At 66.6% G+C, this 12,893-nt stretch carries 10 protein-coding genes and 1 tRNA gene; 7 read left to right on the plus strand and 4 right to left on the minus strand.

What is annotated here, in order from left to right; genetic code table 11:
* The first annotated feature begins 252 nt into the window (after nucleotides 1–252).
* From KBW98_RS13695 to KBW98_RS13725, 7 genes are all read left to right on the plus strand, one after another.
* A complete protein-coding gene (locus tag KBW98_RS13695) occupies nucleotides 253–1,488 on the plus strand; it encodes a putative DNA modification/repair radical SAM protein (RefSeq protein WP_211520703.1) in 1,236 nt (411 codons plus the stop codon).
* Entirely contained in the window at nucleotides 1,485–2,990 is a 1,506-nt protein-coding gene (locus KBW98_RS13700) for a UdgX family uracil-DNA binding protein (protein ID WP_211520704.1), read from the plus strand. The genes KBW98_RS13695 and KBW98_RS13700 overlap by 4 nt, the downstream gene beginning before the upstream one ends.
* 267 nt (nucleotides 2,991–3,257) lie before the next feature.
* Nucleotides 3,258–4,073, plus strand: coding sequence for a TorF family putative porin (locus tag KBW98_RS13705; protein WP_229429182.1), 816 nt, complete (start codon nucleotides 3,258–3,260; stop codon nucleotides 4,071–4,073).
* A 17-nt stretch (nucleotides 4,074–4,090) separates the two neighbouring features.
* Nucleotides 4,091–6,100, plus strand: a complete 2,010-nt coding sequence (locus KBW98_RS13710) for a methyl-accepting chemotaxis protein (RefSeq protein ID WP_211520705.1) — start codon at nucleotides 4,091–4,093, stop codon at nucleotides 6,098–6,100.
* A 16-nt stretch (nucleotides 6,101–6,116) separates the two neighbouring features.
* Nucleotides 6,117–8,126, plus strand: a complete 2,010-nt coding sequence (locus KBW98_RS13715) for a methyl-accepting chemotaxis protein (RefSeq protein ID WP_211520706.1) — start codon at nucleotides 6,117–6,119, stop codon at nucleotides 8,124–8,126.
* An 88-nt stretch (nucleotides 8,127–8,214) separates the two neighbouring features.
* Nucleotides 8,215–9,255, plus strand: coding sequence for a TraB/GumN family protein (locus KBW98_RS13720; RefSeq protein ID WP_211520707.1), 1,041 nt, complete (start codon nucleotides 8,215–8,217; stop codon nucleotides 9,253–9,255).
* Between the two features lie 88 nt (nucleotides 9,256–9,343).
* Nucleotides 9,344–9,417 (plus strand) — tRNA-Gly (locus tag KBW98_RS13725).
* Between the two features lie 11 nt (nucleotides 9,418–9,428).
* Here KBW98_RS13725 and KBW98_RS13730 read toward each other — a convergent pair.
* From KBW98_RS13730 to KBW98_RS13745, 4 genes are all read right to left on the minus strand, one after another.
* Nucleotides 9,429–10,622: a hypothetical protein gene (locus KBW98_RS13730; protein WP_211520708.1), complete on the minus strand. Its 1,194-nt coding sequence runs from the start codon at nucleotides 10,620–10,622 to the stop codon at nucleotides 9,429–9,431.
* Nucleotides 10,623–10,678: 56 nt separating this feature from the next.
* Entirely contained in the window at nucleotides 10,679–10,990 is a 312-nt protein-coding gene (locus KBW98_RS13735) for a hypothetical protein (protein WP_211520709.1), read from the minus strand.
* A 111-nt stretch (nucleotides 10,991–11,101) separates the two neighbouring features.
* Complete coding sequence (locus KBW98_RS13740) at nucleotides 11,102–12,193, minus strand: hypothetical protein (protein ID WP_211520710.1); 1,092 nt, start codon at nucleotides 12,191–12,193, stop codon at nucleotides 11,102–11,104.
* Nucleotides 12,194–12,459: 266 nt separating this feature from the next.
* A partial coding sequence (locus KBW98_RS13745; RefSeq protein ID WP_211520711.1) for a sialidase family protein occupies nucleotides 12,460–12,893 on the minus strand: 434 nt, incomplete at its 5' end.

Raw genomic sequence — 12,893 nt, forward strand, 5'->3', positions numbered from 1 at the left:
CCAGCAAACTTGGATCCCGGCCTTCGCCGGGATGACGTGCAAAAGGGTGTGGGCCAAACGGTAGAGTCAACTCTTATCGCTGCCCTAAAAACCGTCATCCCCGCGCAGGCGGGGACCCAAGCTTCTACGCAAGCACGCGGCTCCCGCGCACACCTTTGATGTCCCGCATTTGAACCACTAAAACCCTGCCTCACCAGACGTCCTCACCCCCCGTCGCGTTATACTGTATGCCCATACAGTCAAGCCGCCGCGATGGAACTCAACGACAAGCTCGAAATCCTGGCCGACGCTGCCAAGTACGACGCCTCCTGCGCCAGCAGCGGCGCGCCCAAGCGCGGGTCCGAGGGCAAGGACGGCCTGGGCGCCACCACCGGCATGGGCATCTGCCACAGCTACACGCCTGACGGCCGCTGCGTCTCGCTGCTCAAGATCCTGCTGACCAACTTCTGCATCTACGACTGCCAGTACTGCATCAACCGGCGCAGCTCCAACGTGCCGCGCGCCCGTTTCGCGGTCGAGGAAGTGGTCAAGCTGACCCAGGATTTCTACCTGCGCAACTACATCGACGGCCTGTTCCTGAGCTCGGGCATCATCCGCTCGGCCGACTACACGATGGAGCAGCTGGTCGAGGTGGCGCGCCAGCTGCGCCAGGTGCACCAGTTCCGCGGCTACATCCACCTCAAGACCATCCCCGACGCCGACCCGGCCCTGATCGAGGAAGCGGGGCGCTGGGCCGACCGCCTGTCCGTCAACATCGAGCTGCCCACCCACGACAGCGTGACCCGCCTGGCGCCGGAAAAAAGCGTCCACACCATCAAGCTGGCGATGGGCTCGATCCGCCGCAAGCTCGACGAAAAGGCCGAGGAGCCGAAGGCGCCGAACTTTGCCCCGGCCGGCCAGAGCACGCAGATGATCGTCGGCGCCGACGTCAGCGACGACCACACCATCCTGAACACCGCCGAGACCCTCTACGGCAGCTACAAGCTCAAGCGCGTGTACTACTCGGCCTTCAGCCCCATTCCGCAGAGCCCCAAGAGCGTGCCGGCCGCGCCGCCGCCGCTGCTGCGCGAGCACCGCCTGTACCAGGCCGACTTCCTGCTGCGCGGCTACGGCTTCACGGCGGGCGAGCTGATGCCCCAAAGCGGCAACCTGGCCCTGGACGTCGACCCCAAGCTGGCCTGGGCCCTGTCCAACCGCGAACACTTCCCGATGGACCTGAATCGCGCCGACGCCAGCATGATCGCGCGCATCCCCGGCATCGGCCTGCGCAACGCCAAGCGCCTGGTGGACTTGCGCCGCCTGCGCCGCATCCGCTGGGAAGACCTGTCGCGCCTGCGCTGCAGCCTCAAGAAGCTGGCGCCCTTCGTCGTCACCGCCGACTACAAGCCGGCGCAAGGGGCGGCGGAGTCCAGCATCCTGCGCCGCCATTTGGCCGACCAGCAGCCGGCGCAGCAGATGAATCTCTGGCCGGAGCTGCAGGCGGCATGAACGCCCCGGCCTCCAGCGCGGTGCAGACTGTCTTGCAAGGCCGGGCGCTGGAGGCCAGCAGCTTCGTGCAGTGGCGCGAGGCGGCGCGCGAGCTGCTGCGGGCCGGCGTGCCGCCCGAGGCGGTGACCTGGGGCGCGCCCGGCGGCGATTTGTTCTCGGGTGCGCCAGCGCCGGAGAGCCCCCCGCATAATGCGGCTATCCAGTTGCAGGAACCAAAACCGGCACCGCACTTGCCGCGCTCGCTGCTGGAGATGCTGCAATCCGCCGCCTGCTACCGCGAGGCCGACCGCTCGCTGTTGCCCTGGTCCTTCCTGTACCGGGTGCTGTGGCGCTGGCAGCAGGGCGAGCACGACGTGCAGTCGCCCGCCGACCCGGACGGCGCGCGCCTGCACGCCATGGTCAAGGCGGTGCGCCGCGAGGAGCACGACATGCACGCCTACATCCGTTTCCGCGAACGCCCCATCGAGGCCGGCGCGCCGCGCTTCGTGGCCTGGTTCGAGCCGCGCCACGACGTGCTGCCCCAGGTCGCCGAGCACTTCGTCAGCCGCATGGGCAAGGTGAGCTGGATGATCGCCACCCCCGAGGCCAGCGTGCTGTGGGACGGGAGCACCCTGCACAACTGCGGCCCGCTGATGTCCAGCGCGGCCGACCTCGACGACAGCGGCGAGGCGCTCTGGCTCACCTACTACCGCAGCATCTTCAACCCGGCGCGCCTGAATACCTCGGTGATGCAGAGCCACATTCCTTCGCGCTTCTGGAAGAATTTGCCCGAAGGCGCCCTGGTGCCGTCGCTGGTGAGCCAGGCCGGCCTGGGCGCGCGCCGCATCGGCCAGGTGCAGGCGGTGGGACGGCGCAGCGGCGCCACCATCCCGATCGCGCCCGAGGCGGCCCAGCCCGAACGCCAGCAACCCTCGAAGCTGGACGAGTGCCGGCGCTGCGAGCTGTGGGAGCACGCTACCCAGGCGGTGGGCGGGGCGGGGCCGAAGCGCGCCCCGATCATGATCGTCGGCGAGCAGCCGGGCGACCAGGAAGACCTGGCCGGTGCGCCCTTCGTGGGGCCGGCCGGCAAACTCCTCGACCAGGTCTTCGAACAGGCCGGGCTGGACCGCAAGAGCGTCTACCTCACCAACGCCGTCAAGCACTTCAAGTGGGAGCCGCGCGGCAAGCGGCGCCTGCACAAGACCCCGGTCCAGCGCGAGATCGAAGCCTGCCACTACTGGCTCGAGAAAGAACTCGCGGCCTGCAAGCCCAAGGTCATCGTGGCCATGGGCGCCACCGCCCTCAAATCGGTCATGCAGGAGAAGAACGTCACCCTCAAGGACACGCTGGGCCGGCCGGTGCGCCATGGCGACAGCTGGGTCGTGACCATCTACCACCCTTCCTACGTGCTGCGCGTCCCGGACGAAGCGTCCAAGCACGAAGCCTTTTCCGTGATGGTGAAAGGGCTGCGCCTGGCCCAGGAACTGCTGGAACGTCCGGACCTCTCCGAGCCACCCCAATAAGTCATCGTTCAATGCGTGACGCATCGCGCAGCACGGTCGTTCTACTGTAACTGCGCCTATTTACAAGCTATCTACGCTTTTTGCCGGGTTGTTGCGCCGATGACGCAAGCTCAGCAAAAAGTCGTTATCGCATTAGCCAAATTCTCTCGAAAACTATCTTTCGGCTCATAGAATTTCCGCAAGGAACTAATTCTTTGAATGCGCCGGCTGGACATCCTGCCGCACCACGCCGCGCACTGCTGTGAACCGACTTGATTGAGATTGACGATGAAATCCGCCTCTTTCCGGCTCTTGCCGGTGCTCTCCCTGACCATGCTGGCCATCCCGGCGGTGCACGCCGATGACGCTCCTCCGGCGCCTGCCACCATGGCGCCCGTCGCCGCCGCCGCGCTTCCCATCACCACCACCGTGACCGTCGCCTCGCAGTACGTCTCGCGCGGCGTGCGCCAGACCTGGGGCCGGCCGGCCCTGCAGGTCGGTGTCGACTATGTGCGTCCCGACGGCTGGTCCGCCGGCACCTGGGCCTCGACCATCAGCGACCGCTTCGTCGAGGGCGGACGGGTCGAATGGGACCTGTACGGCGGCTACAGCGGCACGGCCGGTCCGGTCGGCTACAGCCTGATGGCCTATTACTACCTGTATCCGGGCGCCGCGATCAGCGCCACCAACACCAAGTTCAACTACGGTGAACTGTCGCTCGGGGTCACCTGGAAGTCCTTCTACGCCAAGTACAACCGCACCATGACGCGCGACTTCTTCGGCATCGTGAATGCGCGCGGCACCGGCTACCTGGACGTGGGCGTGAACCACGACCTGGGCGGCGGCTATGTGCTGAACCTGCATGCGGGCGACGGCCGCGTGGCCGGCGTCGGCAACGACTACTGGAACTGGCGCGACGTGAAGGCCGGTGTGACCCGCAGCTTCGACGGCGGCTGGACCGTATCCACGGCCTGGACCCGCGCCAAGGGCGCGACCGACGCCTACGACCGCTACACCACCGGCATGCCGCGCGGCGACGGCAGGCTGGCGGTCTCGAACCCCGCCAAGGGCACCTTCACCGTGAGCGTGGCCAAGACCTTCTGACCTGCGGAGACATCCCCATGACCGAATCGAAGAAGCCGCGCCGTAGCGGCCTGTCCTTGTCCCTGACCGCCAAGATCTGCGCCACCGCCACCGCGCTGGTGGTGCTGAGCCTGGGCATTACCTCCGCCTTCATCGGCGTCAAGAGCAGCCACAGCGCCGAAGAGGCGGCGATGGACCTGGCGCGCACCTCGGCGCGCGAGGCATCCGCCGCGATGCAGAGCCGCATTGGCGCCAACCTGGCCATTCCCGCCACCATGGCGGGCACGATGCGTTCGACCCTGGCCGCCGCCCAGCCGCTGGCGCGCGACCAGGTTGCCGAGATGACCAAGGCGGCCCTGCTGAGCTCCGACGACCTGTTCGGCGCCGCCGTGACCATGGAAGCGAATGCGCTGGACGGCAAGGACGCGGAATTCTCCGGCCAGAAGCCGATGTACGACGACAGCGGCCGCTACATGCCTTACTTCACGCGTAACGGCGCGGACGGCGTGAGCGTCGAGCCGATCATCTTCCCGACCACGCCCGGCGCCAACGACTGGTACGACGTACCCAAGGCCAGCAAGCGCATGTTCTTCACCGAGCCATACTTGTACCCGGTGAACGGCAAGGACGTCATGATGGCCTCGCTGGTGGTGCCGATCCTGGTCGACGGCCAGTTCAAGGGCACCGCCAGCGCCGACTTCAACGTCAATCGCCTCGGCGCCATCCTGGCCGAGATGAAGCTGGTGGAAGGCGGCTCGCTGGCGCTGATCTCGAACGGCGGCCTGTACGCCAGCCACAAGGACCACGCCCGCAACGGCAAGAAGGCCGACGACCTGCCGGCCGCCGCGCTCGACGCGGTACGCGCGGGCAAACCCTACGAATTCGTCGACGCCAAGGGCATGGTGCGCCTGCTGCAGCCGCTGCGCATCCATCCGGACATCGCCCCGTGGTCGATCGCGCTGAGCTTCCCGCAAAGCGTGGCCACCGCATCGGCGCGCGAGCTGATCGGCTATGCGCTGCTGGTCTCGGTGGTTTGCGCGATCGCCGCGGCCTTCATCATGGTGACCGTGCTGCGCCGCCTGACCCGCCCGCTGCGTGTGCTGAGCAAGACCATGACCGGCCTGTCCAGCGGCAACGCCGACCTGAGTGCCCGCCTCGACGTGCGCGGCAACGACGAGCTGGCGACCATCGCCAGCGGCTTCAATGGCTTCGTGGCCAAGATCGAATCGGTGCTGGCGCGCGTGCGCACCAGTTCCGACAGCGTGGCCATGGCCGCGAACGAGATCAGCCAGGGCAACAGCGACCTGTCCTCGCGTACCGAACACCAGGCCAGCGCGCTGGAGGAAACCGCCGCTTCGATGGAAGAGCTGACCAGCACCGTGCGCCAGAACGCCGACAACGCCCAGCAGGCCAACCAGCTGGCGCTGTCCGCCTCCGAGACCGCAGCGCGCGGCGGCGAGGTGGTCGCGCGCGTGGTCGAGACCATGACCTCGATCAGCGACTCGTCGAAGAAGGTGGTGGACATCATCAGCGTCATCGACGGCATCGCCTTCCAGACCAATATCCTGGCGCTGAATGCGGCGGTGGAAGCGGCGCGCGCCGGCGAGCAGGGCCGCGGCTTCGCGGTCGTGGCGACCGAGGTGCGCAACCTGGCCCAGCGCAGCGCCGCGGCGGCCAAGGAAATCAAGGCCCTGATCGGCGACTCGGTCGACAAGGTCAGCATGGGCAGCATGCTGGTCAGCGAAGCCGGCCAGACCATGGACGAGGTGGTCGGCAGCGTGCGTCGCGTGAGCGACATCGTGGCGGAGATCACCGCCGCCAGCGCCGAGCAGAGCGCCGGCATCGGCCAGGTCAACCAGGCCATCGGCCAGATGGATGGCGTGACCCAGCAGAACGCGGCCCTGGTCGAGGAAGCCGCCGCCGCCGCCGAAAGCCTGCAGCGCCAATCGGCCCTGCTGGTGTCGCTGGTGGGCGAATTCAAGATCCAGGGTGAGCCCGCCGCCGCTACGCGCCTCGCGAAGACCCCTCCGCAGTTGATGATCGATTGAGAAGCACGGAACCAACATGAACCAGACCACGCAGGCGCGCCCGGCGCGCCGACTTTCCCTGTCCCTGAGCGCCAAGATTTGCGTCACCGCGACCACGCTGGTGGTGCTGAGCCTGGGCATCACCTCCTCCTTCATCGGCGTCAAGAGCAGCCGGAGCGCCGAAACCGAGGCGATAGCGCACGCTCACACGCTGACGCGCGAAGCCACCGCCCTGCTGCAAGGCCGCCTGGCGCAGAACATGGCCGGCATCGAGGCCATCGCGGGCGCGCTGGAAGCCACGGTCGGCGCCCAGCAGGCGCCGACGCGCGAGCAGATCAACCATATCATCCACAAGCACATTTCGCGCGCCGGAGACCTGGTCGGAAGCGCTGCCACTTTCGAGCCGAACGCGCTCGACGGCAAGGATGCCGAATTCGCCGGACAGAAGCCGCACTACGATGCCAGCGGCCGCTACATGCCGTACTTCTCGCGCGGCGCGGACGGCAAGGTCAATATCGAGCCCATCGTGTTCGGCAGCGACGCCGCCATGAACGCCTGGTATGAGGTGCCGAAAGCCAACGGCCGCGCGTTCTTCTCGGAGCCCTATGTGTATCCGATCAACGGCAAGGACGAGCTGATCGCCTCGCTGGTGGCGCCGATCATGGTGAACGGCAAATTCCAGGGCGCGGTAACCGGCGACTTCATGCTCACCAAGCTCGGCGCCATGCTGGCCGGTATGAAGACGATGGACGGCGGCACCCTGGCGTTGATCTCGAACGGCGGCCTGTACGCCAGCAACAAGGACCATGCCCGCAACGGCAAGAAGGCCGACGACCTGCCGGCCGCGGCGCTGGAAGCGGTACGCCAGGGCCAGCCCTACCAGTACCTCGACGACCAGGACGTGCTGCACCTGCTGCAGCCGCTGCGCCTCCATCCGGACATCGCGCCGTGGGCGATCTCGCTGAGCTTCCCGCGCAGCGTGGCCACCGCCTCGGCGCGTGAACTGGTCGGCTACAACCTGCTGGTCTCGGTGGCCTGTGCGATCGCCGCGGCGTTGGTCATGGTCACCGTGCTGCGCCGCCTGACCCGTCCCCTGCGCGTGCTGGGTCACACCATGACCGGCCTGTCCAGCGGCAACGCCGACCTGAGCGCCCGCCTGGACGTGCGCGGCAACGACGAACTGGCGACCATCGCCATCGGCTTCAACGGCTTCGTGGCCAAGATCGAGAGCGTGCTGCGCCGCGTGCGCGAAAGCTCGGAGAGCGTGGCCACGGCTGCCGGCGAAATCCGCCAGGGGAATACCGACCTGTCCGGCCGTACCGAGCAGCAGGCCAGCGCGCTGGAAGAAACCGCGGCCTCGATGGAAGAGCTGACCAGCACCGTGCGCCAGAACGCCGATAATGCCCAGCAAGCCAACCAGCTGGCGTTGTCGGCGTCGGAAACCGCCAGCCGCGGCGGCGAGGTGGTGGCGCGCGTGGTCGACACCATGTCCTCGATCAGCGAGTCGTCGAAGAAGGTGGTGGACATCATTAGCGTCATCGACGGCATCGCCTTCCAGACCAACATCCTGGCCTTGAACGCGGCGGTGGAAGCGGCGCGCGCCGGCGAGCAGGGCCGCGGCTTCGCGGTCGTGGCGAGCGAGGTGCGCAACCTGGCCCAGCGCAGCGCCGCCGCGGCCAAGGAGATCAAGGCCCTGATCGGCGACTCGGTCGACAAGGTCGGCATCGGCAGCGCCCTGGTGGCGGAAGCCGGCCAGACCATGAACGACGTGGTCGGCAGCGTGCGCCGCGTGAGCGACATCGTGGCCGAGATCACCGCCGCCAGCGCCGAGCAGAGCGCCGGCATCGGCCAGGTCAACCAGGCCATCGGCCAGATGGATGGCGTGACCCAGCAGAACGCGGCCCTGGTCGAGGAAGCCGCCGCCGCCGCCGAAAGCCTGCAGCAGCAGTCGGCCACCCTGGTGGCCCTGGTGGCGGAGTTCCGCATGGACGGCCAGGCGTCTCAGCCGCGCCTCGACAAGGAGCGTGCGCCGCTTATGCTTGGCTAATGGATTTGCAACATCCTGTTACTGCCTGGTGGTGACCGGAGCAAACGCGGTAAGCTCCGTCACACATCAATAACAACAGGATGTCCTTATGAGCAAATTCGCTGTTCCGGCGCTGTGCCTGTGTTTGTGGTCGGCGCCGTCCTTCGCCCAGTCGGGCGATCCCGTGCCGCCCACAACCGCACCTGCACCCGAACCGGCGCCGGCTCCGCTCGAGGCGCAGGCGGCGCCGGAGCAGATCCACGTGGTGGCCCAGCGTCCCGGGCCGGGCATGTGGAAGGTGTCGAAGGACGGGCACGTGCTGTGGGTGTTCGGCACCTACGCGCCGCTGCCGAAGAACATGGAATGGCGCTCGCACGAAGTCGAAGCCGCGATCGCCGGCTCGCAGGAATACCTGGCGCCGATGGGCGCCAAGGCCGAACCCGGCTTCTTCAAGGCGGTGACCATGCTGCCGCACCTGATCGGCATCCGCAAGAATCCCGGGGGCGCCACCTTGCGCGACCTGATGCCGCCGGAAGACTACGCACGCTGGACCGCATTCAGGACAAAGTACATGCCGGACAACGAGGACGCGGAACGCGAGCGTCCCGTCTTCGCCGCCGAAGCCCTGATGCGCACCGCGCGCAGGCAGGCGGGCCTGGCCAGCGACGACGCGGTGCGCAAGCGCGTGCAGGAGCTGGTCAAGAAGAACAAGCTCAAGACCACGTCATCCATCGTCGACCTGCCGATGGACAACGCGGGGACCATGCTCAAGAACTTCAAGAAGACCTCGCTCGACGACGTCGCCTGCCTCAGGAACACGATGGCTACGCTCGAAACCGAGATCGCCGAGGCCAGCACCATGGCCAACGCCTGGGCGCGCGGCAACATCGACGAGATCCGCAAGCTGGACTTCGCCGGACGCGAGGAAGCCTGCTTCAGCAAGGTGTTCGGCAGCGCCGCCTTCGACGCCGACCCGGCCTTCAAGAACATGCGCACCCTGATGCGCCAGAAGTGGCTGGGGGCGGCCGAGCAGGCCCTGGCGACCAACGCCTCGACCTTCGCGCTGCTGCAGATCAAGGACATCATCGACCCGAAGGGCGTGATTGCGGCGCTGGCGGCCAAGGGCTATACGGTCGAACAGCCCGATTGAAACCCCGCCCGGCCCGCCCGATGCGCGTGGGCCGGATTTGCTTGAAGGTTTGTCAAATGCCGGCAAACGCGCGTAGAATGCTGGCAACGCGGGTGTAGCTCAATGGTAGAGCAGGAGCTTCCCAAGCTTAAGACGAGGGTTCGATTCCCTTCACCCGCTCCAGTCACCGACGGCTATTTCGCCTTGCTTCCAAAACTTCCCTGGATGGCCCAGGGTGGCGAGTGCTTGCTCAGTTTGCTCTTCATGTTTTCGCCATATTCCACCGTCATGCCCTTGGGCGTGGTGACGGCATCGCCGTCCTCCAGCTCCGCATCGATCGACGGATCGACGATCTTGTCCAGCCGGAGCTCGTTGTGCCAGACGGTGTCCCAGTACTGGCAGCGCTGTTTGGCGGCCGCCAGGGCTGCTTCAAGCTGTTCCTTGCGTGCGGCGAGGGTGGCGCCCGGCGCTTCCTGGTAGCCGGGGCAATCATCCTGCTGCAAGGACGGACGCAAGGATATAAGATCGCCCGTGTGCAGGCTTTCCCTCGCCCGTTCGGCAAGCCGCCGGTCTTTCCGGCATCGCGAGATGAATTCCATGTACTTCTTGTCCGCACGCTCCTTGAACGACGCCGCCTGCTTTTCCACGGTCCGGATCTGTTCGAGCAAGGCCAGGTTTTCACGCGCCAGGCGTGCGTCATTGTCCGCCGCGATCAAGTCCGTCAGGTAGCGATATCCTTCTTCGGTCAGTCCGCGCCACCGGATATCCTGGTGATTCGCCTGGCCACGCGCGTTATCGAGATCTTCCAGCCGAGGTTTCACCGTGGTCCAGCAGGTTCCGGTCCAGGTCGAGTAAACCTCGACGTATCTGCCCTGGCCATTCTGGTACAGGCAGCGGTAGGGGCCGGGGGTGGCCGGCTTTGCTTCGGCGTCATGCCAATCCGTGAAATGACGGTCTTCCAGCTTGTTCAGCATGGGAGCAATCCGCTTCGCCACGCCTCCATCAGGCTCCGGGGTAGCGGGGTCAATGCAATGCAGCCTGTCGTCGAAGAGGTATTCGTCTCCGTTCCCGCAGATCCACTTGCCTTCCACACGCAGTTCCTGGGACGTGTGCTCGACGATGGAGAATACCAGGCATGCGGTATCGGTTTCCTCGGTCGGGAGCGGGTCGCCGTCACGGTCCGTCAAGCGGATGTCGGGGGAGACGAACCGATTGTCCGCGACTAGCGTCGCGCTTCCCATGACACGGTGCTCATACGAGTCGGAGGTTTGCGGGGTGAGCAAATCGAAGTCGATCCGGTCATTGTGCAGGGCAAAGCCGGTCACCTTGCTGCCGACATTCGAGCCGATATAGCGAAGCGTGCCTCGATAATGGAGGGCAGTAGTCATGGCAAATTTCCAGGAAAGGCCGCGGCGCGGCGTCAAGGGTGTCGTTATGACGAAGCTTATTCTGGCGAATAGACTGGCTGGGCCATGTTGCTGCCGAAAAGGAAAATGCCGGGAGTGACGTTCATTGGGCTCTGCACAAACACCAGGTGTCCCAGTTCCTGCGTACCCTTGCTCCAGCCGGTCGACGACTGCGCTTCCATGGACTCGACGAGCTCATCCCAGCGATTGGACAGGTCGCGATACGACCCCACCGCCAGCCGCTTCTGTCCGTACCACAGATATAGCTCATTCCAGCTGATGAAGGCCGCACCGCGCGTGAGGATTTCTTCCAGGCGCGATGTAATCGCGTCTTCGTGTCGTCGTTCCATGTTATTTCGCTCCAGGATTGACTGGTCATCGGACCAGATCGCTTAAATTAATCCGTGCAGTATAAACACGATACGCAATTTGCACAACATCGATTATAAAAATAAGGCGAGTTATTTTTGATGGTGAACTGGAATATCAGAAACCCGTTCCCCTGGGGTGGCAGGCTTGTCCTGTATATCGACCTGCTTCGGCGCCGCAGCCTCGACCGGCTTGCTGAGCGTGAAAGGCTGCTCCAGGTAGCGCATGCGCCACTCGGGCTGCTCGCGGTCCAGCAGCAGCGCCAGTCCCGCCCCCATCGCATACACCGCTACCCGGCGCTGCTCGGCCAGCTTCACATCCTTCAGCTCGCGCAGCATGGCGGCGCGGATCGTGGCGGCCTGACGGCCATAGGGCCTGAAATCGGGCAGGGCGGCGAACTGCGCGTCGGGCTGGTAGCCGGAGGCCGCCAGCTCGGCCACGCGCAGCTCGGTGTAGCGGGCCACGCCTTCCTGCCACAGCTGGAAGTCGAGGTAGCGGAATTCGTCCGGACTGACGAGCGAGGCCAAGCGGGATTGCGCCGCCGCCACCGTATCGGCGCCGCCCTGGCTGGTGTCCAGCGCCCGGGCCAGCGACCGCGAGAGGGTGCGGAACTGGCCAGCCACCGCCGGTTTCGCATACGGGAAGGGATAGTTGAGCATCCACATGCCGGTCTTGTCGCCGCCCGACAGGCCAAGGCTGTCGACGCTGGCGAAGTAGCCGGGCGCGCCGGACTGCCATTGATGGAAATGCTCGTGCAGCAGGGTCAGGACCCAGGCGGTCGATTGCGGGCTGTCCGTGTTGGGCGCCTGGCCGACGACGACGGTGGAGATGCCGTTCACGGCCGGGAAGGTGGCCATCAGATTGGGCGGAAAAACCCGCTTGCGCACCAGGACTTCCTGGCCGAGCAGGGCGTCGCGGCCAAGCGGGCGGAAGTCGTCGCTGGGGGCCGGATGGCCGACCAGGAATTCTTGATCCCGGGTCACCAGCAGCACGGGGAAGATCGTGCGGCTCCAGCCCGGCCAGACCCGCTCGCCGATCCAGGCTTTCAGGCGGAAGGCTTCGGCCAGCCGGATGCGGTCGGCGGAAGGCAGCGAAGGTTCGGGGACAGCTTGTCCCCGGGCCGGGTGCATGGTGAGCAGGCAGAACAGGAGTGGCAGCAGCCGCAGCAAGAGGGGGGGGATCATCGTGTGCTTCGTGGAGGCATGCGGGACGCGCGTATCCCTGCGGTTGATCGGTGGTTGAGCGGCGGCATTCGGCACGCGGCCAGACCCCATCCGTGGGAAACCATTCTAACCAGAATGGCGCATTCCCCTCACGCGCTTGGCCAGGCTTACCGACGCAGCTCACCGCGCATCACCCAGACCCGGCTGCCCTCGCCGGGAGCCAGGTTGCTGTTGACGATGGCGATGCCGCCATCGGGTGCGACGGCAAGCTTCCTGCCGAGCAGGCCCTAGTAGCTGCCGTTGCCGCCGCGCGCCGGCGCGCTGCCGGGGACGGGCTGCGGCGCGCCGAAGCTGGCGCCGCCGTCCGCCGACACCGCGAGCGCCAGGCCGCGCGGGCGTCCATCCGGCCGGGGAAATACTTCCCACGACACCAGCAGCCGTCCTCGTGCATCCATCGCCAGCCCCGGATAGCCGGCGCCGGGCGGCGAGATGGGGCGGGGTGGCTCGAATGCCGCGCCACCCGGCGGCAGGCGCGCGTACATGACCAGCGCCGGCCCGCGCCGGCGGTCCGGCTGGCGGGCATACACGAGGTGCAGGGCGCCGTCCGCGCCGATGGCCAGCCGGGGCGCGTCGGCGAAGGCGTTTGCCGTGCCGACCAGCCGTGGCGGGCCGAAGCTGGCGCCGCCGTCGTCCGAGACGGCCACGCGGATGGCGGCGGCAT

This window comes from Massilia sp. ST3, assembly GCF_018119405.1.
Taxonomy (GTDB): Bacteria; Pseudomonadota; Gammaproteobacteria; order Burkholderiales; family Burkholderiaceae_D; genus Telluria.

Coding starts and splice junctions, on each gene's coding strand:
- KBW98_RS13695 (WP_211520703.1), top strand. CDS start 253: ATGGAACTCAACGACAAGCTCGAAATCCTGGCCGACGCTGCCAAGTAC.
- KBW98_RS13700 (WP_211520704.1), top strand. CDS start 1,485: ATGAACGCCCCGGCCTCCAGCGCGGTGCAGACTGTCTTGCAAGGCCGG.
- KBW98_RS13705 (WP_229429182.1), top strand. CDS start 3,258: ATGAAATCCGCCTCTTTCCGGCTCTTGCCGGTGCTCTCCCTGACCATG.
- KBW98_RS13710 (WP_211520705.1), top strand. CDS start 4,091: ATGACCGAATCGAAGAAGCCGCGCCGTAGCGGCCTGTCCTTGTCCCTG.
- KBW98_RS13715 (WP_211520706.1), top strand. CDS start 6,117: ATGAACCAGACCACGCAGGCGCGCCCGGCGCGCCGACTTTCCCTGTCC.
- KBW98_RS13720 (WP_211520707.1), top strand. CDS start 8,215: ATGAGCAAATTCGCTGTTCCGGCGCTGTGCCTGTGTTTGTGGTCGGCG.
- KBW98_RS13730 (WP_211520708.1), bottom strand. CDS start 10,622: ATGACTACTGCCCTCCATTATCGAGGCACGCTTCGCTATATCGGCTCG.
- KBW98_RS13735 (WP_211520709.1), bottom strand. CDS start 10,990: ATGGAACGACGACACGAAGACGCGATTACATCGCGCCTGGAAGAAATC.
- KBW98_RS13740 (WP_211520710.1), bottom strand. CDS start 12,193: ATGATCCCCCCCCTCTTGCTGCGGCTGCTGCCACTCCTGTTCTGCCTG.